At 57.0% G+C, this 23,469-nt stretch carries 20 protein-coding genes and 1 pseudogene; 7 read left to right on the forward strand and 14 right to left on the reverse strand.

The annotated features are described in order from the left end of the window. Positions 1-807 precede the first annotated feature (807 nt). From DWB23_RS14735 to DWB23_RS14750, 4 genes are all read right to left on the reverse strand, one after another. A complete protein-coding gene (locus DWB23_RS14735; RefSeq protein ID WP_121743556.1) occupies positions 808-1,578 on the reverse strand; it encodes an MBL fold metallo-hydrolase in 771 nt (256 codons plus the stop codon). Positions 1,579-1,827: 249 nt separating this feature from the next. Beyond that, positions 1,828-2,631: an alpha/beta fold hydrolase gene (locus tag DWB23_RS14740; RefSeq protein ID WP_121743690.1), complete on the reverse strand. Its 804-nt coding sequence runs from the start codon at positions 2,629-2,631 to the stop codon at positions 1,828-1,830. 1,277 nt (positions 2,632-3,908) lie between these two features. Next, positions 3,909-4,400: a hypothetical protein gene (locus DWB23_RS14745; protein WP_121743557.1), complete on the reverse strand. Its 492-nt coding sequence runs from the start codon at positions 4,398-4,400 to the stop codon at positions 3,909-3,911. Between the two features lie 401 nt (positions 4,401-4,801). Continuing rightward, a complete protein-coding gene (locus DWB23_RS14750) occupies positions 4,802-5,014 on the reverse strand; it encodes a hypothetical protein (RefSeq protein ID WP_121743558.1) in 213 nt (70 codons plus the stop codon). A 1,181-nt stretch (positions 5,015-6,195) separates the two neighbouring features. Here DWB23_RS14750 and DWB23_RS14760 point away from each other — a divergent pair. Continuing rightward, entirely contained in the window at positions 6,196-6,849 is a 654-nt protein-coding gene (locus DWB23_RS14760) for a bifunctional 4-hydroxy-2-oxoglutarate aldolase/2-dehydro-3-deoxy-phosphogluconate aldolase (protein WP_121743560.1), read from the forward strand. A 27-nt stretch (positions 6,850-6,876) separates the two neighbouring features. Here the strand turns inward: DWB23_RS14760 and kdgK1 are convergent, their stop codons facing one another. From kdgK1 to dgoD, 3 genes are all read right to left on the reverse strand, one after another. Then, complete coding sequence (gene kdgK1, locus DWB23_RS14765) at positions 6,877-7,836, reverse strand: bifunctional 2-dehydro-3-deoxygluconokinase/2-dehydro-3-deoxygalactonokinase (protein ID WP_121743561.1); 960 nt, start codon at positions 7,834-7,836, stop codon at positions 6,877-6,879. Positions 7,837-8,243: 407 nt separating this feature from the next. Continuing rightward, entirely contained in the window at positions 8,244-9,050 is an 807-nt protein-coding gene (locus DWB23_RS14770) for an SDR family NAD(P)-dependent oxidoreductase (protein ID WP_121743691.1), read from the reverse strand. Positions 9,051-9,088: 38 nt separating this feature from the next. Beyond that, entirely contained in the window at positions 9,089-10,243 is a 1,155-nt protein-coding gene (gene dgoD, locus DWB23_RS14775; RefSeq protein ID WP_121743562.1) for a galactonate dehydratase, read from the reverse strand. Between the two features lie 414 nt (positions 10,244-10,657). Here dgoD and DWB23_RS14780 point away from each other — a divergent pair, with 414 nt between their 5' ends. The 5 genes from DWB23_RS14780 to DWB23_RS14800 all read left to right on the forward strand — a co-directional run bounded on the left by DWB23_RS14780 (position 10,658) and on the right by DWB23_RS14800 (position 15,951). Further along, complete coding sequence (locus tag DWB23_RS14780; RefSeq protein WP_121743563.1) at positions 10,658-11,422, forward strand: IclR family transcriptional regulator; 765 nt, start codon at positions 10,658-10,660, stop codon at positions 11,420-11,422. An 897-nt stretch (positions 11,423-12,319) separates the two neighbouring features. Next, entirely contained in the window at positions 12,320-13,291 is a 972-nt protein-coding gene (locus DWB23_RS14785) for a transcription initiation factor IIB (RefSeq protein WP_121743564.1), read from the forward strand. Between the two features lie 123 nt (positions 13,292-13,414). Beyond that, positions 13,415-13,855: a universal stress protein gene (locus tag DWB23_RS14790; protein WP_121743692.1), complete on the forward strand. Its 441-nt coding sequence runs from the start codon at positions 13,415-13,417 to the stop codon at positions 13,853-13,855. Between the two features lie 104 nt (positions 13,856-13,959). After that, positions 13,960-14,580, forward strand: coding sequence for a TetR/AcrR family transcriptional regulator (locus DWB23_RS14795; RefSeq protein ID WP_121743565.1), 621 nt, complete (start codon positions 13,960-13,962; stop codon positions 14,578-14,580). 141 nt (positions 14,581-14,721) lie between these two features. Next, entirely contained in the window at positions 14,722-15,951 is a 1,230-nt protein-coding gene (locus DWB23_RS14800) for a cytochrome P450 (RefSeq protein ID WP_121743566.1), read from the forward strand. Positions 15,952-16,063: 112 nt separating this feature from the next. Here DWB23_RS14800 and DWB23_RS14805 read toward each other — a convergent pair. Together DWB23_RS14805 and DWB23_RS14810 are read right to left on the reverse strand one after the other, a co-directional pair. Next, positions 16,064-16,272, reverse strand: a pseudogene (locus DWB23_RS14805) (hypothetical protein); the annotation flags it as partial. Positions 16,273-16,282: 10 nt separating this feature from the next. After that, positions 16,283-17,365, reverse strand: a complete 1,083-nt coding sequence (locus DWB23_RS14810) for a methyltransferase domain-containing protein (RefSeq protein WP_121743693.1) — start codon at positions 17,363-17,365, stop codon at positions 16,283-16,285. A 168-nt stretch (positions 17,366-17,533) separates the two neighbouring features. On the opposite strand from DWB23_RS14810, the gene DWB23_RS14815 reads away from it, so the two are divergent. Then, positions 17,534-18,439, forward strand: a complete 906-nt coding sequence (locus tag DWB23_RS14815; protein WP_121743567.1) for a helix-turn-helix transcriptional regulator — start codon at positions 17,534-17,536, stop codon at positions 18,437-18,439. A gap of 303 nt (positions 18,440-18,742) precedes the next feature. Here DWB23_RS14815 and DWB23_RS24035 read toward each other — a convergent pair whose 3' ends face one another. From DWB23_RS24035 to DWB23_RS14840, 5 genes are all read right to left on the reverse strand, one after another. Further along, on the reverse strand, positions 18,743-19,129 hold the full coding sequence (locus DWB23_RS24035; RefSeq protein WP_121743568.1) for a DUF4260 domain-containing protein: 387 nt from the start codon (positions 19,127-19,129) through the stop codon (positions 18,743-18,745). A gap of 99 nt (positions 19,130-19,228) precedes the next feature. After that, positions 19,229-19,630 (reverse strand): PPOX class F420-dependent oxidoreductase, encoded by a 402-nt coding sequence (locus DWB23_RS14825; RefSeq protein ID WP_121743569.1) that lies wholly within the window; start codon positions 19,628-19,630, stop codon positions 19,229-19,231. Between the two features lie 147 nt (positions 19,631-19,777). Further along, the gene (locus tag DWB23_RS14830; protein WP_121743570.1) at positions 19,778-20,251 is read right to left on the reverse strand and encodes an ArsR family transcriptional regulator; all 474 of its coding nucleotides are present in this window, start codon (positions 20,249-20,251) and stop codon (positions 19,778-19,780) included. A gap of 329 nt (positions 20,252-20,580) precedes the next feature. Further along, positions 20,581-22,335, reverse strand: coding sequence for a GMC oxidoreductase (locus tag DWB23_RS14835; protein ID WP_121743571.1), 1,755 nt, complete (start codon positions 22,333-22,335; stop codon positions 20,581-20,583). Continuing rightward, entirely contained in the window at positions 22,335-23,393 is a 1,059-nt protein-coding gene (locus DWB23_RS14840; RefSeq protein ID WP_238717458.1) for a hypothetical protein, read from the reverse strand. Before DWB23_RS14840 ends, DWB23_RS14835 begins: the two co-directional genes overlap by 1 nt. Positions 23,394-23,469: the final 76 nt, after the last annotated feature.

Consider the following 23,469-nt stretch of genomic DNA (forward strand, 5'->3'; position numbering starts at 1 on the left):
TGCGCTTACCCCCTGGAGCAGTCTTCGGCGCGAGATTTGACTCGTCGATGTTGCTAACACAAATCCATATTATAACAAGTCCTGTGTTTTTGAACCTCAGATTTATTATCCAACGTTTCGGCAGGTGGCGTTCTTCCACCGAGTGATTGATGCGGACTCTGATGGTCGTAGTAATGCACGAACTGTTCGATCTACTCGCGTGCGCTACACCCGAAGAGCGTACGCGGCGCTGTAAGTGTCTCGAACCGGCGGGCACCGGTTGCGAGTCACGTCTCGCCGACCTCGAATCACGCCCTGAGAAATGGGCGTCATGCGCGGATATCCACGAAACACAGGGTAGGTCTACGCAGACACCGATTGGGTGAGGTTCCCGAAAATACTTTCCAGTAGAGACAAAATTCCTAGGCAGTGGCACCTGGAAGACGAACGTTCGTCGGCGGTTTCTCGTTTTCGGTACTCGGTCTGTCTGGGTGTTTAGGCACAAGATCCGGTGGGACGACGGACATCACTATCGCGAACGAGACATCGGATACAGTACTCGCCAGCGTTCGAGTTGCACGATTACCTACCGGCACACGGTTGCTTGATGAAACAGCAACTATCACTGCCGGAGACACCGAGGAGTACGAGGAAGTCGTTAGTGGCTCCCAAGTCGAGGTTCGCCTTCGTGTAGAAGACGGCCCAGAGAGCACGTACGAATGGTCTGATGGAGAGAGCGATGCGCAAGGACTTCACATCGAGATCAGCGAGGACTCGATAACGTTCTCATCGTTCGTTGATACATAGTGCGAGCGCACACCCGCGACTTTAGGCGCGGGAGGAGGTCAACTGTTCACCATCCTCGGGAACGAGAACGTCCTCCGTCCCCGATCGCAATTCGTCGCGCGAGAGGAGACAGTGGTTGATAGCCTCCATGTGAACGACCGCGACCGTCGCGTCAGTCGCATTACGGACGGCGTTGATGTCTTCGACGCCCATCGTGATGGGGTCGCCTTGCTCAAACTGTGCTTCGCCACCGTTGAGAACGACCATATCGGGATCAAACTGGTCGAGCGTCCGTTCGACCGCGTCGTACCAGATCGTGTCACCGGCAGTGTACAGCGTCGTATCCGCTTCGAAGACGAATCCAGAAACAGGTCCCATTCCCTCGGCTAATTCGCCGTGCCCGTGACGTCCCGGCGTCCGGTGGATCGTTACGCCGTCGAAAGAGATTTGATCGTCGACAGGCCGCACGTCAGTGAACCCCTCGTCAGTAAAGGCCTCCGTCTCTTCAGGCTGGCAAAAGAGGGGAACATCCGCCTCGAGTTCCGATTTCGCCGCCTCGTCGAAATGGTCGGCATGTCGATGGGTGACGGCGACTGCGTCGTGGGAGAGATCGACGTCGGGCATCGGAACGAGCGGATTCCGGCGTTGGTTCGCTGTCGTGAGGAATTCTGGAACCGCGGGGTTATCCGTCACAGTCGGCATCTCGTCTTGTGGTGCGAACATCGGATCAACGAGGACTGTCGTATCGTTAATGGTCACGAGAACGGTAGCGTGTCGGACGAGTTGGACACTGATGTTGGTATCGGTTGCCATACAAGATCCTTATCAGCTAGCAGCGTATTAGTATTCATTCCAAATTTTTAGAGCTGATAATAAAAATGAATGATGAGAAATCAACATCAGGGGGAGAGTATCAACGGGTAACTCCGGGAGAACGACGTCAACCCCGCAGATGCCGATCTCGGTCAAACTGGTACGAATGTCGACCGCGAGACGGTGTCTCGAGCTTCAAGGCGCACTCAAACGGAAATTGTGAGTCTATTGCTGTCCTGTAGGCGGTTGTCAATTGCTGAATTCCATCAACTCCTGGTTCAGTTTCTCTTTCTCATCGTAGAAGAGTGCATGACCACTCTTATCAAAGCGAACAAGCTCTGTATTTGCAATTCCCTCATCGAGTTTTTCCGCTGTCAGCTCGAATGGACAAGACTCGTCGTGGACACCGTGACAGATGAGTGTCGGAACGGAGATGTCCTCGAGGTCAGAACGAAGATCCATGTTACCGACCGATTCGATCGAAACGGCCATCGCTTGTGGCGATGACTCCATACACATATTCTGGACCCAGTTTTTCAGCTCAGGGCTCGGCTCAGAATGAAATATCGAATCGGTAAACTCACCGGTTACTTTTGCTCGGTCGTGGTAGCATTCCTTTGCAAGGTCCGCGTATGTATCTTTATCAATGCCTTCTGGAAAGTCTGGCTGTTCTGTCAGAACGGGACTCGCAGCACCAAGCAGCGCCAGTTTCCCTACGTGATCTTCGTTATGTCGGCTCATATATCGGGTGACGACCCCGCCGCCCATTGAAAAGCCCACGAGTGTTACATCGTCGACATCCAATTCGTCGAGAACCGACTTGATATCGTCAGCGAAAACGTCGACATCGTATTCCCCCCACGGTTTGCTCGACTGTCCATAGCCACGGAGATCGATACCGATACACCGAATATCCTCTCTCGGGAGCTGGGTGAATTGGTATTCGAACATCATGTGGCTCAATGGCCAACCATGAACAAACACGACGGGAGTACCCGACCCCCAGTCTCGAACGAACAGTTCCACATCCTCTTCAACTTCAATACGAGTCATACTGACCAAAGTCAATCTCAACGTGTAGGTATATAACTCTACCATCAGTATTATTGTAGAATCAATTAATTTATCTATGCTATGTATTTAACACTCCTCTAAAGTTTGAGTTCGGCACAATGGCTTCGTTCTGTCGCATAACCGGTGCCAGACCGTACTATCGTAAACTCGTACTCGGATATCCCGTGCATCCGCCCGTATTTTACGTTCATCAACCCTGGCGACCGGTTCAGGCTCAACATCCGGTGTAAAGAGATCGCCGAGCAGTGCACAAACCTGTTCAGGAGATAGGTAGCTGATATCCGGTGCCTCCATTGCCACTAATTCATCCGGCAATGTCTGAGCATCCTGATCGAGCTCTGCGCCGCGTCGTTCCTCGGTAGGCATTGTTTATTTTCGGTCACTAAAACTACGCCGGGCCCCATAAATAGAGTGCTATAAGCCTATTGAATGTAAATACGGGCTAAAGACCATAGTTTAGGTTAAAATCATATATGTAGTCGCGTCAGTTATGGTGTCGTTCTGCCTCGAGGAATTCGAAAGTCGAACATTAATGAGTCGAACCAGTAAGCGAGTTCTGCAATTCATTTTTTCGAAGGTCTGTCCTGTTAAAAACCTCAGCCGATGACAGGCCCTAGGGGCTGTGCGGAATATAAGGCGTGGGCCGTGTTTAGACGCTAATAATATTGCCTGTCTGTCGGTATTTCTAGGAAGTGAAGCGAGCACAGTCAGAAGGAGCCTGATCGATCGTGGTTAGTGAAGGCCGAACAGTGAGAGAGGGCGATTTCGTATCGCCCTCTGTCAAAAACGATCGTCTCTGTAACGATAGTCCTGTAATCGATCTGTAGGCGCGGTCTAGTTCTGAACTCTTCAGTTGGTGTGTTTCTCTCGAGAGCGTGATACGGTCTGTGACGGTTGTAGCAATGAGTGGGTTATCCAACAGCTTCACAGACTCGACTGACTTCCCATCCACGAGTTATGGAAGCAGTCGACTCGTATTTTGAAGGTACGAAACCACTTTTCGATGTGGTTTCGGTCGGTATCATTAACCGCTCACTCAGCCCAACTCGCGAGAGATAAATCCAATAGCCGAGTTGATCGCGAGAAACGCAGCACCCGAAAGATCGTTTCTCGCGGAAGTTTGGAAGAACGCAGCCTCCGGATCAGTGCTATGTCGATGAACGGAGCGTGGGCGAACGGAGCCACTCGAAGAAAACTGGATGTCCGACAGACGGGCTTCGATCTCGACGTGCCGTCGACAGAGTACGTGTATCGAGCTATTCGAAGAACTCGTCTCGATCGCTGTATTCGGCTTCGGAGAGGCTATCGTCTTGCGCATTGAACTGCGGTCCGAAGACGTCTTGTTCGTCCTCCCAATCGATGTAGTAGTCAGTAAGGACGTCGGCGACGATCTCGCCGAGATCGTCGAGCTCGGTCTCTATCAGATCTACCGTCACGGTCGAATCGAGATCCGGGTGGACGTTTCTGTCGGTCCAATCGTCGGGGATAGTTGGTGCCAGATGATCGACTTCGTCGATGTCGTCGTTCCAGATAAACTCGAAGTCGTCGACGAGGTCGAGGTCGCGAACGATCGCGTACTCGGTCGCGGTGAGATCCGTGCCGGGCATCCATTCGCTGAATCCCTCTTCCCACGCTCCTTGTTCGAGATACTCGGCGAGCTTCTCGTGCTGATAGCGGTCGATTTCGTATTCTTCGGCGTCTTCGACGGCCAGAGACGGAGGACTCGGCGGTTCAGCATCGAGAACCATACGTCAAACACGGCGGTCATCTGCATAAGGGTTGTGAGTGGCTCGAAATAATCGGACCTCCGACAGGTTACGGAAACGGTAGAACCACGTAGACTACTCACAGCGTTGGACGACCGGGATATCCTCCTCGACGACCAAGCGCTCGCTCGGCGATGCCATGCGAACGTTGAACGGTACTACCAGTTCCGTGAAATCGCCTTAAACCCGCCATCATCGACATAGAGTCGCTCCGTGAACCACCCTACGTATGACTCAGCGGCTATTCAACACGGAAAATTGAAGCGCGTGATTGGACGACTTTACGAACGTAGCTGTACTCAACTAGCGCTTACGACGGATGAGTCCGTTTGCAGTGTGCGATCGCATATCGACGCCGCTGGGCACAGTTTCGGATGACAAGGTTAGAAATCGACGAGCTTTAACTGCCCATCGATCTCCTCTAGTCGTCCGTCCTCGAGCGCCCGTTTGATCGCGTCCTCAGTATCGGCCGATGGAATATTCGCGTATTTCGCGATCTGTTTGACTCGGGAAATCGGTACCGTCTCGGTTTGCATCCGAGTATCGGTGTTGGACGCGACTATTTCGACGACAGTCTCGAGGATGTCGGTCGCCATAACGACGACTACGCCACAGGTATAGAAGAACAGTTCGGTGGCTACTCGAATTCATCGACGGCCGCCGCTTGGGTAGTGTGACCGCGCCGTACTGAGGCCGGCGGTGAAGGCACAAATAACCTCTCTCCGGTCGCCGTGCTGTCGATCAGGGATGAAAGCGGTATACTATTTGAGACGCCTGCGGACCTCTGCTGTCGATTTTTGTGCAAGCACCGTCGAGTTGACAGCCAACGCAGTCCGCTGTTCGATAGTAGTGGTTCTAATTTGCGGGATGGGACGGTCGATTGTTCGAATCGCTCGGTATTCAGTCAGTTCCCCCTCTCTGACTCGCCCACGCCTGACGTCAATCGCGTTCGGTACGATAGTCGATGCAAGCGGACATCGTGCCAATAGCTGGAACTCGATATTCGACCGTGGTTTGTCGTCCTATCGCCGTTAGATACTAATCGAAAGATAGAGATATCAGTGTCAAATAGAATTGAAAATCGATCCGCTACTGGATTTACAGATACGATCTACAGCCGGCAGTTGACACAATTCCGAATTGAACCACGTCTGATGAATTGGAATTGAATTTGACGAGCCTCGCTATTAGTTGTACACTGTTGTTGATCCAAAAACGAATAAAATACTCCGTAGGCGGCTGTAATCGACTATCCTGACCGCTTTAGCGAAGCGATTCTTCCGAGAACTCTCTGAGAGATACGATCACGGTGATGTCGTGTTTCTCGCCGATGGAGCAAAACATGTCCAGACCGCACCCCGTCGACGTGGGCTCCGGTTTCGATACGAAAAACGTGGAAATTAGAACGCTACTGAATATACTTCCACATGATAAAATATCACAGCTCTCTGTCCCCAATCATCTCTACCACACCAAGCCGTCGACAGTAAAAGCGTGCGTTAAACATGTACTATCTGGGACAATAACACAAGCTCGTCGCTGCCGTTAATCGGCGTATTTGTCGGTGTGAACGGCGATTCGCACGATGCTGCGATACTTACCGTCGTCTCTTTTGGCTCCCGGGTAGACGCTGACCAATCGCTTCCACGCACAAGGCTCGAGGTGCCAGCAGCAGACGTGAAACGAGGAAGACGTCGCTGCCTTGGGACGGTCACCGGAACGGCACGTCGGTCGAAGAAGCCAGTAGCTTAAAGAGACCGATACACTAAACGACGGTATGGCGAACGAAAACGACGTTCACGACCGAATCATCGATAGCGGTGTTGTGGCAGTCCTCCGCGGAATCGACGACGCACAGATCGCGTCGGTCGCTCGAGCGATTCACGAGGCGGGCGTCACCGCGATCGAAGTAACCGCCGACGGGAAGCGCGCGAGCGAGAAGATCGCCGCGGTGGACCGAGAGCTCGCGGATACCGACGCCGTCGTCGGGGCGGGGACGGTGCTCGACGCGCCGACGGCCCAGTCGGTCATCGACGCCGGTGCGGAGTTCGTCCTCGCGCCGGACTGCAATCCCGAGGTGGTCCGCACCTGTAACCGACAGGGTGTCGTCTCGATTCCGGGCGTGATGACGCCGACGGAGGCCGTCACGGCCATGGAGGCCGGCGCGGACATGCTCAAGATGTTCCCGGCGACGACGGTCGGGCCCGATCACATCGGCGCGCTACAGGGCCCGCTCGGTGATATAGATATCATGCCGACCGGCGGCGTTTCGTCCGACAACGTCGGTGACTTCTTCGAGGGCGGCGCCGTTGCCGTCGGTGCCGGAAGCGCGATCGTCGACTACGACGCCATCGCGGCTGACGATATGGCGCAGGTCCGCGAGACGGCCGCTACGTTCGTCGACGCCGTCGAATCGGCTCGGTCCCAGTAACGAAAGCAAACGGGCTGGAATCGTTTCCTATCTGGCGATCCCGCCGTCGGGATCGTCGATCACCGCTTCGACCTCTCCGGGCGTGAGAATGGCGAGATCCCCCTCGAGCGTCCGTTTCAATGCTGCCGTTGCCGATCCGTATTCCAGCGCCCCCGAAACGTCGCCGTTCTCGAGATAGTGCGCGAGGAAGCCGCCGACGAAGGCGTCGCCGGTGCCGATGGGATCGGTCGTTTCCGCGGGGAATGCGCGCTGATCGTGCAGCGTGCCGTCGGTATCGACGGCGATCGCACCCTCGTCGCCCTGGGTCAGGACGACGACCGCCGGATCGTACGTCGACGAAATATCGCGAGCGATCGCCTCGTCGCTCCCCGTCCGCTCGAGGACGGTCCGGGCGTCGCGTGCGGCGATCACTGCGATATCGACCGTCTCGAGGAGCGAGGTACAACGGGCTCTGGCCGCCGCCGGCGACCACAGTTTGGCGCGGTAGTTGAGGTCGAAGACCGTCGTTGCCCCGGCGTCTCGGCTACGCTCGAGCATCGCAGTGGTGGTTTCTGCCAGTTGCTCGGAGAGAGCGGGCGTGATCCCGCTGGTGTAGACGGCGTCGGTCGCGGCGAGGTCGATGCCGTCGGTCAGTTCGTCCGGCGTCGCAGTTCTGATCGCCGCATCGGAGCGGTCGTAGATGACGTTCGTTCCGCGGGGTTCGCCTCCCTTCTCGATGTAATAGGTTCCCTGTCGTCCCTCGTCCGTCCAGGTGACGCTCGTCTCGACGTCGTGACTCCGTATCTCACGCGTGACGCGCCGACCGAGTGGCGAGTCCGGGAGTTTCGAAGTCCACGTCGCCTCACAGCCGAGATTCGAGGCGGCGATGGCGACGTTGCTCTCGGCGCCGGCCGTGCGGAAGTTCAGTTGCGTCGCCGTCTCGATTCGGTTGCCGGCCGCCGGAGAGAGGCGAAGCATCGTTTCGCCGAACGTGACCAATGATGACATCTGTTCGTTCGTTTTTGGTGCGGATATATACGCGTTCCCATTCCGCTGGCCTCGGTCGCCGAAAATAATTTCTTATTGAGAAATCGGAGTGCTAGTGACAAGATCTGAATTACAATAGTACATGTGTAATATATTGTGAGGTCAGGTACCGTCTGGAGCGCGGATCCGCCGGTAACCGATACTACTGCCGCGAGTCCGAATTGTTTCCCGATGGGAAATAATCGGGAGTTCCTGACGGCGTTGTGGACCGGAATCGATGGCCGAAACCCGTATTTTTCCCACGAGGAAATTACTGGACCAACTATCGGAAGCGTAACAGTGGGTTCTCGTTTCAGCGGGAACCCGACAGCCGATCGGTGACGCTGAGTATCGCCGATGCTCGAGCGGAAGCGTCGAAAACGAGTTCGCTATTCGATCCCGTCTTTGTACGCGACGAGATTGTCGTCCTGCATCACGGCCGACCGACCGCCGTCGACGAGGATTGACGAGCCGGTCACGAACGCCGCGTCGTCACTGGCGAGAAACGCCGCAACGCCCGCGACGTCGGCCGGTTGCCCGATACGATCGACCGGATGTAGCGCTTCGACCTCATCGTACCGGCCGTCAGCCAATTCTTCGCGCGTCCGATCGACCTCTATCCAGCCGGGGTTGATGGTGTTGGCCCGGATGCCGAGCGGACCGAGTTCGATCGCCATCGCGCGCGTCATTCCGTCGATCCCCGCTTTTACGGCGTTATACGGAAACGTCTCGGGAAGCGTCGATCGGGAGTGGTTCGAGGAAATATTGACGATACTGCTTCCCTCCGGCATGTACTCGATCGCGTCGCGCACGAGCAGCCAGTAGCCGCGAAAGTTGATATCCATGACGGCGTTCCAGTCCTTGAGCGTCGCGTCGCGAACGCCCGTTTCCGGCTGCACCGCGGCGTTGTTGACCAGCATATCGATTTCACCGAAACGGTCGACAGCGCTGGTAATCAACTCCGTGATCCGTTCGGGATCGCCCATATCCGCCTCGATGAACGCTGCCTCACCGGGAGTCGACGCGTTCGTTATCTCCCGAGCAACCGCTTCACCCGCGGCTTCGCTTCGACCGTTGATGACTACGTTCGCCCCTTCGCTGGCGAATCGGCGTGCGATTCCCGCTCCGATTCCTCGCGTAGAACCGGTGATGATCGCAGTCCGGTCGACGAGACGGGATGGTGTTCCGTTCGTCACGGTCCCGTTATCGCGGGATGATTCGTCTCCGTCATCGCTTACCACTCCGCGACGCTACCGTCCTCGTTTCGCCACACCGGGTTGTGCCAATTGACGGTCTTTTCCGACTGCTGTTTAACGTACTCCTCGTTGATGCTGATCCCTAACCCCGGATCGGTGGGGACCTCGATGTATCCGTCGTCGTACTGGAAGACGTTCTGGTTCTCGAGGTAATCCAGAATGTCGCTCGTTTCGTTGTAGTGGATGTTCAGACTCTGTTCTTGAATCAGCGCGTTCGGCGAGATCATGTCGACGTGAACGCAGGACGCGAGGGCGATGGGTCCGAGCGGGCAGTGTGGGGCAAGCGCGACGTCGTAGGCTTCTGCCATCGCCGCGATTTTCTTGACCTCCGTGATTCCACCCGCGTGGGAGAGATCCGGTTGGATCACGTCCACCGCACCGCTTTCGAAGATTTCCTTGAAATCCCATCGGGAGTACATCCGCTCTCCAGTCGCGATCGGGATCGTCGTGTGATCGGCGATATCTTTCAGTTCGTCATTGTGCTCGGATAGAACCGGCTCCTCGATGAACATCGGCTCGTACGGCTCGAGCGCTTTGGCGAGTCGCTTGGCCATCGGTTTGGATACGCGGCCGTGGAAGTCGACGCCGATATCAATTTCGGGCCCGACGCGCTCTCGAACCTCGCGGAGGCGATTCACTGCGTTCTCGATCGCCGCCGGATTGTCCACCCGGCGGAGTTCCGAGGTGGCGTTCATTTTCAGCGCAGTGAATCCGTTCTCGACTTTTTCGGCCGCCGCGTCGCCGACCTCCGACGGTCGGTCGCCGCCGATCCACTGATACACGCGAATCCGATCGCGGGCGCGGCCACCGAGGAGTTCGTAGACCGGCGCGCCGAAGCGCTTCCCCTTGATATCCCAGAGCGCCTGATCGATCCCGGAAATGGCACTCATGAGGATCGGCCCGCCGCGATAGAACCCGCCGCGATACATCGTTTGCCAGTGGTCCTCGATCCGAGCGGGATCCTTCCGAACCAGATAGTTATCCATCAGTTCTTCGACGGCCGTTCGAACCGTTGCTGCCCGTCCTTCGACGACCGGTTCACCCCAACCGACTATCCCGTCGCTCGTTTCGATGCGGAGGAACAACCAACGAGGCGGTACTTCGTACAGATCGTAATCGACAATTTCGGACATATATCAGTAGGTGCTCGTGACGATTGTCGCGACGGCACTGCATCGTGTATTGAGTTCGCTATCGGGAGTAGAGCGTCCAGAAGGTACCAGCAACTGCTCACACCGTTGTAAAGGTGATCTCATGCGTGGGTAACGATTCTCGCGGCCCATTATAAATATACCCCCAACGCGAGTATCGTCGAACAGCCCGAATCCGAACTGATCGCGAGCGATGCTTCTTCGCACAACGAGACGTCGAGAGCGGCCCCTCGTGCGAGGGATGGCGATTAACTGCTTTTCGCTCGAGCGAATCACCGAATGGCGGGAGGCCGTCACCGGTAGTATCGCACTACGAATCGCTCTTCTCATCTCCACTTGTCGGTCAGGAAATTTCGTCATAGGAAAACCTATGTGAATCGCCGTCGACGTACGCGTATGTCAGATACGGATTATCCTGTCGGTTCCGTCGCGACCACCGTTCGGATAATCGAGGCACTCAACGAGTTGGGGGAGGCCAGCATCACCGAAATTTCCGAACGGACGGGCGTAACGAACAGTTCCGTTTACAAACACCTCGATACCCTCCGATCGCTCGGCTACGTCCGGAAAAACGGGACGAGGTATTTTCTCAGCCTCCGGTTCCTCGGGATCGGAAACCGGGTACGGGAACACCGCGAGCTGATCCAGGTAGCTAAACCGGTAGTGGACAGCCTCAGTAGCACGGCCGGCGCAGTGACGAACCTGGTGATATTCGAACACAACTACGGTGTCTATGCGTACAGGGCCACGAACGGCGCGACGGGTACGAACAGCTACCTTCCCGTCGTCGGTGAGCGGGTCCACTTACACGTAACTGCAGGCGGAAAAGCGATCCTGTCGCAGATGGACTGGGAGGCGGTGACCGAAATCATCGATTCCGTCGGCTTACCAAAGATGACCGACAAGACGATCGACTCGAGAGCGGAACTCAAACGCGAACTACGCTCGATACGGGATCGCGGTCTCGCGTTCGAACGCGGTGAACACCTTCCATCTGTCCAGTGTGTTGCAGCGCCGATTACGACCGCTGAAGGGCCAATCGGCTCGATAAGCGTCTCCGGGAGCATCGATCAAATGAGCGGCAAAAAGCTCGAGGAGGATCTCGCGGGACTCGTTATCAGCGCGGCGAACGAGATCGAATTAGAGCTGTTTACAGATTGACTTATTCTCTCAGCGAAGCCGGGAAACCGGAACACCGCGCGAGAGGTGCGTCGACCGTCTTCACTGCTTTCTCGAGATAGCCGGGAACTGCCCGCACCGCTCGAGTTTTGCCGAGTCAGTGGAAGGGCTCGTCGGACGGCCGTGACGAACGACGGCGGTCGCTGTCGGTTTCGCTCCCCCTGGCTGTCCACTCGGTCTCTACCGGTCACCTCCTCGATCCCTGAGACGATTTTTCCGCCACGGAACTCGCCCAGATCTCGCCCTCTGGCAGCGCGTTCAATCGGGGAACACGATCTGACTGACCATCCTTACCTAAATGAAACATTTTCGATTGTTTAGTCGGTTCTCTCTACGATAGTGTGTGAATGCTTCAATACACATGCCGGTACTCGATCGACTATTGGTCCGTAAATTACGAACGCGGTCACCGCTTACGTGAAGATCTGAACCAACGTTTCGATCAGGGTTCGTTCGACTCGCTCGAGTTGACGCTCGGTCCTAATCGAGAGATAGTCGTCAGTGAGGTGTGATCATCGGCGAGAAGCATGGTCGATAGGTTGTGCTCCTTCCGCCAGTCCGTGCAGAAATGCAGCAGCTGGGTCGGTTCTTTCTCGGCCAGAGCATACATCCTCGATGATGCGAGATACGTCTATTATATTGTAAGTTTTATACACTACTAGATTGTCCATCTACAGTCTGGAATTTTAGTATTAGATAATCACATAAGGTGGGGCATTGGAAGAAGAGACGAGAACTGTGCTCCCGTGAACGTCCAGCACGATGTCTCGCGGGTCGGTTCCCAGGCTCTGGGAATCTCCCTATCAAATATGGGGATTCTCCGCCAAGCCTTGATACCACCCATCTCGGATCGACAGCGATTCCGATGGATATCAAACTATGACCGGAACGATCGCCACTACACTCGACGAGCGTCAGACGCGCGAACGTGGGCGTGACAGCGTATCGGCTCGACAGCGCTCGATCTGTTCGGAGTGTTCGGGACGGATCCGCCACGACGAGGAACACGGTGAGCGCGTGTGTTCGGACTGCGGACTCGTGCTCGACGGTGACGAAATCGACTACGGTCCCGAGTGGCGGTCGTTCGACGGCCAGGATAACGAACGGCGGGTCGGGACGCCGATCACGGAACGGCGACACGATAAAGGCCTCAGCACGACGATCGGCTGGCAAAACGAGGACGCGTTCGGAACGACGGTGTCGGCCCGGAAGCGACGGCAATTACGGCGCCTTCGAACGTGGAACGAGCGATTCACGTCGAAGAGCGCCAAGGAACGGAATCTAAAGCACGCGTTCGGCGAACTCGAGCGCATGGCATCGGCGCTCGGCTTACCGGAGCAGTGTCGCGAAACCGCCGCAGTATTGTACCGGCGGGCCGCTGATGAGGACCTCCTTCCCGGTCGTTCGGTCGAAGCGATGACGACCGCCTGTCTCTACGCGGCGGCTCGACAACACGGTACGCTACGGACGATCGACACGTTCGAGTCGGTCAGTCGCATCGAAAAACGCCCCTTTCAGCGAGCGTATCGCTACCTTTCGAACGAACTCGGGTTGGAAATCGCACCTGTCGACCCCGTTCAATACCTCTCCCAGTTCGCCTCAGCGCTCGAGGTGAGCGACGAAGCGGAACACGTCGCACGGGACATACTCGAGGCGGCGAAAATCGATGGCGTCCACATCGGGAAGAGCCCGCCGGGTCTTGCAGCGTCGGCACTCTACGCGGCAGCGCGGCTGACGAACGAACACATCACGCAGAAAACGATAGACGAAACGGTCGGCGTGAGCGAGTTCACGATACGGAATCGGTACCAAGAGCTACTGGACGCCTACGGTGCACAGAGCGGCCGATAGCGGCGTGTGAGGCTCGCGGCGATCGGATCACGATAGATCTCCGCACACGATCCGACGACGCTGGCTGAGATGAGGGTTTTCCGAGGGAGCTATTTTAAGCTGTTTAGAGTGCTATATAATCGTATGGCCAGAAAAACAGTCGTCCCGTTCGACGATTCACCGCAAGCTAACGCGGCGCTTCGGTATGCTCTCGAGGAGTTTCCCGACGCCGAAATCACGGTGTTGCACGTCATTCGGCTCCCGGAGGGGTACTGGACGATATTTGTCGACTCGGAAGAAGACTTTCCCGGACACGAGCGGGCGGAGGAACACGCTTACAAGCTTCTGGAGTCGGCCGAAGAAATCTCGTCTTCCTACGACCACCCTATCGACACGACGTTCAAACGAGGCGACCCGGCTCGAGAAATCGTTGAATTCGCCGTTACGAACGACTTTGACCAGATTGTAATGGGGAGTCATGGACGCCAGGGTGCCAGTCGGTTACTGTTTGGCAGCGTTGCTGAACAGGTCGTCAGACGCGCACCGATGACCGTCGTCGTCGTTCACGACGCAGATGAATCGTAGCCACTGCAAGTCACTCCACACCGGATCGCACAGCTATCGTGCGATCGGGTGTGCAGTGGTTACGATAGATAATGGCTTATGAAGCCATCTCACATAATCGTACAATGAGTAGCCGTCCCGAGACTGAACAACGGATCAGAGAAGCCGCATTTCGTGCGCTCGTCAAACACGGATACGCGGATCTCTCCGTCAAGGATATTGGTGAAGAGCTGGGCCAAAATCCATCCATCATATACCACTACTTCGACAGCAAGGACGATCTATTACTCTCGATGCTCGATGTCTTTGTCGACATATTCATCGACCGGCAGGCAGAGAACCCGATTACCGACGTAAAAGCGGAGCTTCGAGAGTTCGTCGGCCAAATACTGCATCCGAAACCAGCGCGAGTCAAGCAGGTCATGTTTGCCCCGCCGTCGGATATCGAGAAGGCAACGTCACGGGTTTTCGTCGAACTGTGGGCGCACGCGACGTGGGACAGTGATTTTCGAAGAAAAACAACGATCGTAGAGAACCGCCTCCGAGAAACAGTCGCCCGGATGATCCGCACCGGAATTGAACTCGAGCAGTTTCGTCCAGTAGATCCCGAACTGACGGCGGATCACATCCTCTTTCTGCTCAAGCAAGGTATCCATACACGTACGACGACGAACCGGGATGGTGCCGTTGATCGCGTTCAAACGCTCGTTGAGGGAATTATCGCCGATATCTCCCACGAGAGCTAGTTGGAGGTCGGATTCGTTTCGTCTTCGAACGTTTTTAGATCTATAGGCGAAGCAGGGCGAGAGCTCCGGCCCTTGCGGTCGATGGTGTTCACAAGAGACGCCACCAAAAGAACTACAGCTGATTAAATGGTCAGTTAACTCATGCAGTCCCCCGATTCAGCCGTCGGCGTTGGACAGCCACCAGAAGCCATACGAAGTCGCGAAGGGCAGCTTTCGCCGTTCGAATGGTACGCTGAGATGCGGCGGGAGACTCCAGTTCACTTCGACGAGCAACGAGAAACGTGGGACGTATTTCGGTACGAGGATGTCAATCACGTGCTCAAAGATCACGACGCGTTTACGGCTAACCGATCTCGAAACGATGAGACGTCCTCGAGCACCGGCGAAGACGCTACGCCGATGCGAAAGACGATGATCACTACAGATCCACCGGAACACGATCGACTCCGAGGGTTCGTCGACGAACGATTCCAACCGGGGGCGGTACGGGACTATCAACCACAGGTGGAGGAGGTGCTGGGGGACTTGTTGGACAACCTCGAAGGCGAGGAGCGGTTCGACTTCGTCGACGAGTTTGCGATTCCGTTTCCCGTCATCGTCATCGCGGAATTACTGGGAATCCCTGCCAAACGTCGGGAGCAGTTCAAAGCCTGGTCGGATGCACTCGTTGCGCGCCCCGAAGACGGCACACAGGAGGAGATGAAACGGGTGCAACGGGAACGGCAACAGGCTCAACAAGAGATGGGGAGGTATTTCGCGACATTGCTGGAAGAACGCCGCGGTGGCGACGGCGATGACCTCGTTACACTCGCAGCGAACGCGGAGAAACTGTCTCGAGGAGAAAAAGTCGGGTTCTGTATGCTTCTCCTCCTCGCGGGAAATATCACGACGACGAATCTTCTCACCAACGCGATCTGGTGCTTCGAAGAACAGGGGATGACGGATGAGATCCGCACGGGAGAGATCGATCATAAACGGGCTATCGAAGAGACACTTCGATACCGGTCCCCGATCCAGTCGCTGAAGCGTATCGCTGTCGAGGATGTCGAGCTAAACGGCCAGCAAATCCAGGCTGGAGATGTCGTAACGCTCTGGTTAGGCGCTGCAAACCGTGATCCGGAAATCTTCGATGAGCCCGAGGAGTTCTGGCCTGAACGGCATCCAAACCGCCACATTGCATTCGGGACGGGAGTTCACTTCTGTTTAGGTGCACATCTCGCACGGATGGAAGCAGACGTCGCCCTGAAGCAACTACTCGAGCGCTTCGAGCGGGTGGAGACGGATCTATCGAATCTCCGGCCGTTGAACGCCCTCTACGGTCTCGAATCGCTTCCCTGTGAAGCGAGCAGAACCCCTAATCCTGTAGAGTAGAACGACAGGACCGTCGCCGATATAAAAACACGGCGAGAGTGACTTAGTTGCGTTTGATTTGTAGTTGTGGATCAACAGCAGTGGACAGTCAATAGCGATGCTCGTTGAGCTAAATCACCGTCTCATCGAGTGCGACGTGATTCGGTGTCTCGTCAACTGTCGGCCGTAGATCGCACTTGTGAATAGGATCACGAATTGCTTTTCGACTGCGTTCGACGCCGACCTCCTCAGTTCTCGAACGGTATTCGAAAGCGATAGCCCAGAAAGATGGAGCCGAACACAGAACTCCATCAGCCGAACTGAACTGCCGACAGATGGGATGAAGGGGGCGTCACGGTCTGGCTTCGAGTACGAGGTTGAACGGCGTCTCGGCCGCCCGGCGGACGCTCGCGAGCCCGCCCTCAGTAATCACCTCCCGGAGACGCGCTTCGCCAGCCTGTGCCCCCAAGACGGGATCGCTACCCTGGTTGAGCGAGTTCGGGACACAGGCCATCGTTGAGGCGCAGTAGAACGCCCTTCCGACCGGGTTCAGGTTGCCCTCGACTCGATCGTCGGCGAAGGGCTCGACCAACATCCACGCCCCGTCGTCGACGAGCGTCTCCCGGACGTGGGACGCCACGCCGACCGGATCACCCATGTCGTGATACGCGTCGAACATCATCACGAGGTCGTAGTCGGCTCCGTTGTACTCCTTTGCGGTCGCCACCTCGAAGCGGATCCGATCCGCGACACCGGCTTCTTCGGCTCGATTGCGGGCCACCGCAATCGAATGGTCGTGGTAATCGATGCCGACGAACTCCGAATCGGGGTAGGCTTTGGCCATGATGATCGTCGATGCACCGTGACCACAGCCCACATCGGCTACGCGCGCACCTGCCGTGAGCCTCGCGTCCACTCCCTTGAGCGCAGGGATCCACGTGTCGATGAGATTCGTCTCATAACTGGGCCGGTAGAAGCGTTCCGTGCCGAGACACACGTCCTCGTCTTGTTCGTGCCAGCCCACGCCCTCACCGGTTCGGAAGTCGGCTTCGATCTCCGCGAGGCGTTTCTGATACCCCATCAACCCCTGAAATCCACCGGCGAGGAACGCGGGGCTGTCTTCGTCGGCCAGCAGTGCCGCCTGCTCGGGTGTGAGGGAGTAGCGCCCCGTCTCGGAATCGTAGGTGACGTATCCGCCAGCCGCTCCCGCGGCGAGCCACTCGTTGACGTACGGCTCCACGGTGTCGGTTCGCTCGGCTAACTCGGCAGGCAGGAGTGGTCCGCTATCGGCCAGCGCCTCGTAAAGGCCGAGCCTGTCGCCGATGACGATCAGTGGCGCGTAATAGGCCGCTCCGAGTTCGTTGACGGCCATTCCGACGAGTTCGTCTAACTGTTCTTCGTCGATCGGTTCGTCGGCGATAGTCGGTGGTGCCATACCCGAACTGTGGGCGGCGGCCATATTGGCCTCATCCATGGAGATAACGTTCGATCAATCGAACGCCGTTTCAGCGTGTGAGCGAACGTTTCAGGGCGTGAACCGAACTCAGTATGGCACGGGATAAAGTTACTATCTGTGCCACCCTATCACAAGATAGTGACTGGTATGGATCCCCCCGAAGACGACCAAATATCCGATCTCGTGTTCAAACCGCCCGGATCGCCGATCCTAGAGGCCGTCCTGCAGAACGCGCGGAACCAGAAATACCTCGGCAAGCGCATGGATGCAGCCGGTTCTCGCATCGACGCGGATCAACTCGGAGACATCGTACGCCACGGACCGGTCCTCGAAGCGCTCCGCGAGAAACCGCTGGACCGCCGCGAGATCGAAGAGCGTCTCGATGTCTCGCGGGCGACGAGCCACCGTTTGACGAAGTGGCTCGACGAACAGGGATTCGTCGAGAAAGTCGATAGCCGGTTCCAGTTGACGGGACATGGCGAGGCGGTCACCGACGAGGTGCTCCGGTTCGAGGCGAACGTGAGCGCCGTCCATCGGATGGGACCGCTGTTGGACATGATCTGTCCGCATCACGCGGAGTTCGCCATCGAACCGATGGTCGACGCGACCGTCACCGTCGCGGAACCGGAAGATCCCTACCGACCGATCGAACAATTCATCTCGCTCGTAAGCGAGTCGAAGACGTTCCGGGGATTCAACACGACGCATATGGCTCCGTTGATCATCGGTGAGTTCTACCAGCAGCTGTTCGACGACACAGAGAGCGAGGTCATTCACCCATCCCATATCGTCGAGAAACTGGTGGATACGTACCCGGTCCGGGCGAACGAGGCGATCGATCGCGGACAGTTAACCCTTCGAACCCGCGAGAAGTTGCCCTATGGACTCGCTATCTTCGATGAACGCGTCGGGATTGGTGGATACGACACGGAGACGGGACTGATGCAGGCGTTCGTCGATACGGACTCGCCGCTCGCCCGCGAGTGGGCCGAGCGAGTCTACGCGTCAATCAAGGCGGATTCGACGCTATTCGACAGCCCGGAGAGCCAGTAGCATCCGCAGACCGACTCTCGTACCCATTGTACACCGATAACGGGGATTTCACCGGCTCCGGTTGTATTTTCACGTCTTCGCAGCTTCGAGCGAGATGAAGCCTGCTTCGTCTGAACTCGCGTGACGAATAGTGTGTCGCCGGTTCCGTTATAGGCGCTGATGGAGTGGAGCGACCTAGCGACGGCCCAAGAATACATTCGGATTTCCGGCACTGCTACCGCTGGTGCACTCCGATAGGGACACCGTCGAGAGCCGATTCTTCCGTTTTCCTCACAAATCACTCATTGCTACAAAGTAAGTGTGTTACCGGTCCGGTTCCGTGACGGTCTCGAGTGGGTCTGGCTGGGTAGAGAGGTGCGTATCCGCGAACCCGGATTCGAACTTGAGACCATAGCCGAATGCTCTATCAACGCCGATATGTCCTGCCCAGATGAGTGCGATGAGAAGCGCTAATCGGCTATCCGCCCAGAATCCGAAGGCACCGAGTGCGAGCGGTAGTGTGTACGTATGCACGATATTGTAGCTCAAGCTTCCGAATCGCGGGCCCGCAAGATACCCGATCATGGACAAGTCAGGGGATAGCGCTAGAACGACCAGCATCCAAATTGGGCCGTCGAGTGTGAAATAGCCACCCAACGCGATTCCCAGTGCGGCCAATCCCTCGAGGCGTAAGAGTATCCGTGGTTCCATGTGGTTCCTATGCTATCAGCGTCGTGAAAAATATAGCAGGTCAATTGCTGGCTATCTGTCTACGAGGAGAGAATCCCGCCGTTTACGGCGGAGAGGATGTCACCCTTCGAAGTGACTGACGCTCTCGGGTTTGATCGAGATGATGATCCGTTCCGTCTGGATCGGATTGGAATATTCGTCCTGTCCCGTGTATCGCTTCGCCAGTTCGTCGATGTGCTCGCGCGCTCCTTCCGTGGTGAGTTCGTCGACTTCGCCCGTTATCGAGAGCATCCGATACGGGTTGTCCGGATCGGTCATGCTGATGGCGACTCGCGGATCGTTTCGGGCGTTTTTCTCCTTGCGGCGGTCGCGTTCGGTGTTGACCAACAGGCGATCCGTCTCGACATTGTAATCGATCCACACTGGCGTCGAATGTGGCGCCCCGTCGGGCAAGAGCGTCGACAAGTGGGCGAACGTCTGTTTCTCGAACAGATCGTGGAAGTCGTCCGGAATTGATCCCATACTGTCTCTACGTTGGAAGTGCACTAAGTCACGACCCACGCTTTTGCAACCCATTGTCACTGCGCACCGACTCGACTCGGATCGCTCGGCGGTCAGTATGACCGCGAACTGACCGCTGAGAGACCTACCAGTTCCGGACGATCTCCGTTATGTCGACTCTTCGTCGAGTCGGACCGTCTCACGGACCGATTCTGGGAGGGGCGGTCGCGGGGCCGTTTCGTGTCGCTCAATTTTCTCTCCTTTCCGCGTTTTCTGGTGAACGGCTCGTGCCATTGGGACGCCTTTGAGATAGTTGAAGTCCCCGAGGACGTCGGCACCATACTCGGTAACGCCGTAGAATTCCCACGGCAAGCCGCGCTTTTCCTTGTTTGGTGGATACTCGTAGATTGCAAGGATTCCCGCTTCGACGAGTACGTCCAGTTGCTCTTCCACGGTCTTTTTCGATTTACTCGGGATGAAATGGTTGATTTCATCCGCCGACGCGAGGATTTTCGGGTGTCCCACGAGCGCCTGAATGATGCTGTGTCGCGTTTCCTGTGACAGCAACTCCATCAACTCACGCTGCCGCTCTAAGGGGTTTTCCTCGTTGTCGGCTTCGGAACGGGCGGAGATGTCTGTCATTATCAACTGAACTTACAATAGCGAGTCATATAACCGATTCCCTCGTCCACTTCGAATCGCTGAACCAGTGCTTTTCGTGGACTACGACGGAGGAACTCGAGGAACGACTGTCGAACGTTCCGTAATCAGTCTCGAAGACGCGACACCCCCTGACGTGTCTTCGTTACGTGAAACAGGCGCAAAGTCTCGCTCTTGAGCACGGGAGGATACCAAGTCATCAATCAGACATGATCTTCTCTTTGAATGGGACTCATCATCAAGCAGAATACTTGGCTTGCTCTGTTCTCTAATATGGTCGAGCAACGAGATGAGACTCGAAAAAGGAAGAGTTAGAAGTAGCGATCGCCGATGCGATCGGCAGTCCGCAGTGCGAGCGCCTGTCCAGTGTTGGTCGGGTTCGGCCCACCCAGCCCGTTCGCCATCGCGGAGTGGTCCGCAACGAATAGCCTTGAGACGTTCTTCGCCTCGGCGCTTTCGTCGAGGACCTTGCCCATTCGCATCGTGGACTGCATATGGAGCAACAACGGTGGCCACTCACAGCGATGGACATGCTCGGCGCCGGCCTCCCGATGGATCTTTGCCGCGATACGTGCGAGTTCGTCGCGCCTCGCATCGTCGTCAGGGTGGGGTTCGTACTTGACCTTCGGAACCGGGCCGTGCTCGTCGCTAAACGTATTGTCCAGTGAAACGCCGTTGTCCTGGCGAGGGAGGTCATCAGTGAGAACCAGGAGCGCCTTCGTCTGCCGGTAATCCGACATTCGTCGCTTGAGTTCCTCACCGACGACGTATCCGCGTGTGTCCCACGGCTCGCCGGGGTCGGCTGGAGTGTCGAAGCTGTACCCGGCCTCGGTGAAGAGATAGTCGGCATAGGAGACTAACCCCGGTGACATGCCGATATCTTCGAGCCCCCCGACCCCGGGTTTATCGAATCGAACCGCAGAGTTTTGTCCCACGTAGGGATCCATATGTTCATTCTCAGGGTTAATCTCGGCGACGGTATCGTCATCGTAGACGCCGACGATCCAGTCGAACCAGTGGGTCGTAAGCCCCTTTCCGACCCACCCATCGTCCGGCAGGTCCGAATTGAGCCAGAGTCGCGGTGACTCGATGCAGCCGGCGGCGAGGACGACAACGTCGGCCGAGACGGTTTGTGAAGACCCGGACCAAGAGTCGCGGAACGTGACACCTGTCGCCTCTATCGTTCCGAACCCTTCTTTCGTCTCGATGTTCGTGACGAAGGCATTTGGACGAATCGCGACGTTACCCACGTCGGGATTGTCATTAGTATCGAGTGCTCGCGGGACCCAACTCACGTTCGCGGATTTGCGAGCCTTTTCGCGAACCGGCGCATCGACAGGGGTCGACGACCCCTGGAAGTGGTCACCGACGAGCGTGTCGCCCCGGAACCCATCGTCATAGCTGAACGATCCCTCGTAGTCAGCATCGAGCGGCTGATCAGTTGACGTTTCTTTCCCAGGTACCGAGACGGCGTTCGCTTGGGGCCGCCAGCCCGTCTCCGTGACGTTCTTCGTGTCGAGTCGCGGATAGCCAGCGTTCGTCGCGCCCTCGATAAAGACCTCCTCTTTGGCGGTCATCGGCGCTTGCTGGGTACTCGTCACTTCCTCGTTGAGTTGGTAGTACGGGACGAGGTCCTCGTACGAGATTGGCCAGTGGTCCTGCTCGTCGATTGCGTAGGGATACGCCCGGGGATGGTTCGCGAAGTAGTGGAGCGATGTCCCACCGACCGCACCGACTTGCCAGATGAACGCGTTCTGATGGAGGTTCCGGAACCACGGCGCTCGCGAGTGGTCGGCCGGTCCCACGCGGAGGTAGCCGTGGGTCGGGTCGTTGGCGTCGGCTTCCCGATGGGTGAACTGATCGTCCAGTAACTTTCCGTCAAGGTCGTTAGGGTCCGTGCTCACCGTACCACCGGCGTCTGCGTGTGGCTCAGGCCATTGCTCATTGCCGTGCCACGGGCCGCCCTCGAGGATGAGCACGTCGAGGCCGTGTTCGCGAGCGAGTCGTGAGGCTGTCGCCGGACCGTCTGCGCCGGCACCGATTACAACGACGTCGGGGTCGTTCATTAGGTATCACCCCCGATTCCGTCGATGACATCATCGCCAGTCAGATCGTCTGGGAGATTCAGATTCCCCACCTCCGGATCCTTGAACCCGCCCGGGACGGCGTGACGCCAGTCGGCCGCGTGCCCTGGAGCCGGACCAGGATAGCCGCTCTGTTGGCGGCTCTGGACCTCGGCCGGGTGCTGCTGCAGTTCGCGCTCGTTGGGTGTGTTCGTCTTCGTCTCTTCGTAGCCGGACCACTCGGTGTAGTAGCCGAAGCCGTGGAGGCCGTTGACGGCCATGACCACGTACTTCAGGATGCCCACATCCGGCACGAGCGGCGACAAGAGATCGTCGAGGGTGTCGATGACGCTGCCGTCGACGATCGTCCAGAGACACCGTAGTCGGTCCTCTCGAGAGAGACGGGTAAACGTCCCGCCGCCCGGGAACTGCTCGTTCGGTGAGACGGGGTCCTCGTTCTTTCCGAGTGCGATGAATTCCGCGGCAACGACGTCGAAGACGAGCGTGAACGTCGGTGCGTAGGGGTAATTCTGGAGAACGCGGTGGACCGATTCGGTAGCCGTCTCGACCGCCAGGTCGAACGTCGCCAATCCCTCCGCGGTCTCATCGAGATTGGCGAACCCGATCTCGAATCGTTCGAGTGGGCCGAACGTGAGGTATTCCTCGAGCGCCTCGCCGTCCAGATCGAGGTCCAGGAGGCTGAGGTCGGTGAGATTCAACAGGGCGTCTAGATCGGAGCCGAGACCCGTCGTGTCGACCGTCACCTCGAACATGCTCCGCGGCATCTCCGGTCCTGAACCACCCGAGAGACCGAGTAGCGATTTATCAGTCACCAGTTCGGCGCGAATCTCCTGGAAATGGTTGAAGTCCCAGATTAGGAACTTCTCTAACCCGACATCGAGGCCGCCAGGAACGTGCTCCGGTCCGAGTTCGTCCTCGAGCCCCGGTGTTCGTGGCACGATCGCGTCAACGATCGATCGGTACGTATCCGCTGTATGTGGATCGCTTTGCAGCGGTGCATCCATCGCGGCTGCCGCAGTTTCGAAGGTCGCGTTTGACATGGATAGGGCTGCGAGCCCGCCGATGCCTTTGACGACACCTCGTCGGCTTACGTGGCTTCTATCGTTTTCGTGCATG

Origin of the sequence: Natronorubrum halophilum, assembly GCF_003670115.1 — an archaeon.
GTDB lineage: Archaea > Halobacteriota > Halobacteria > Halobacteriales > Natrialbaceae > Natronorubrum > Natronorubrum halophilum.

Excerpts from the sequence above, each read along its gene's own strand:
- DWB23_RS14780 (WP_121743563.1), top strand. The coding sequence starts at position 10,658 with ATGTCAGATACGGATTATCCTGTCGGTTCCGTCGCGACCACCGTTCGG.
- dgoD (WP_121743562.1), bottom strand. The coding sequence starts at position 10,243 with ATGTCCGAAATTGTCGATTACGATCTGTACGAAGTACCGCCTCGTTGG.
- DWB23_RS14825 (WP_121743569.1), bottom strand. The coding sequence starts at position 19,630 with ATGGGATCAATTCCGGACGACTTCCACGATCTGTTCGAGAAACAGACG.
- DWB23_RS14735 (WP_121743556.1), bottom strand. The coding sequence starts at position 1,578 with ATGGCAACCGATACCAACATCAGTGTCCAACTCGTCCGACACGCTACC.
- DWB23_RS14800 (WP_121743566.1), top strand. The coding sequence starts at position 14,722 with ATGCAGTCCCCCGATTCAGCCGTCGGCGTTGGACAGCCACCAGAAGCC.
- DWB23_RS14760 (WP_121743560.1), top strand. The coding sequence starts at position 6,196 with ATGGCGAACGAAAACGACGTTCACGACCGAATCATCGATAGCGGTGTT.
- DWB23_RS14745 (WP_121743557.1), bottom strand. The coding sequence starts at position 4,400 with ATGGTTCTCGATGCTGAACCGCCGAGTCCTCCGTCTCTGGCCGTCGAA.
- DWB23_RS14790 (WP_121743692.1), top strand. The coding sequence starts at position 13,415 with ATGGCCAGAAAAACAGTCGTCCCGTTCGACGATTCACCGCAAGCTAAC.
- DWB23_RS14785 (WP_121743564.1), top strand. The coding sequence starts at position 12,320 with ATGACCGGAACGATCGCCACTACACTCGACGAGCGTCAGACGCGCGAA.
- DWB23_RS24035 (WP_121743568.1), bottom strand. The coding sequence starts at position 19,129 with ATGGAACCACGGATACTCTTACGCCTCGAGGGATTGGCCGCACTGGGA.
- DWB23_RS14810 (WP_121743693.1), bottom strand. The coding sequence starts at position 17,365 with ATGGCACCACCGACTATCGCCGACGAACCGATCGACGAAGAACAGTTA.
- DWB23_RS14815 (WP_121743567.1), top strand. The coding sequence starts at position 17,534 with ATGGATCCCCCCGAAGACGACCAAATATCCGATCTCGTGTTCAAACCG.
- kdgK1 (WP_121743561.1), bottom strand. The coding sequence starts at position 7,836 with ATGTCATCATTGGTCACGTTCGGCGAAACGATGCTTCGCCTCTCTCCG.
- DWB23_RS14830 (WP_121743570.1), bottom strand. The coding sequence starts at position 20,251 with ATGACAGACATCTCCGCCCGTTCCGAAGCCGACAACGAGGAAAACCCC.
- DWB23_RS14835 (WP_121743571.1), bottom strand. The coding sequence starts at position 22,335 with ATGAACGACCCCGACGTCGTTGTAATCGGTGCCGGCGCAGACGGTCCG.
- DWB23_RS14795 (WP_121743565.1), top strand. The coding sequence starts at position 13,960 with ATGAGTAGCCGTCCCGAGACTGAACAACGGATCAGAGAAGCCGCATTT.
- DWB23_RS14750 (WP_121743558.1), bottom strand. The coding sequence starts at position 5,014 with ATGGCGACCGACATCCTCGAGACTGTCGTCGAAATAGTCGCGTCCAAC.
- DWB23_RS14740 (WP_121743690.1), bottom strand. The coding sequence starts at position 2,631 with ATGACTCGTATTGAAGTTGAAGAGGATGTGGAACTGTTCGTTCGAGAC.
- DWB23_RS14840 (WP_238717458.1), bottom strand. The coding sequence starts at position 23,393 with ATGTCAAACGCGACCTTCGAAACTGCGGCAGCCGCGATGGATGCACCG.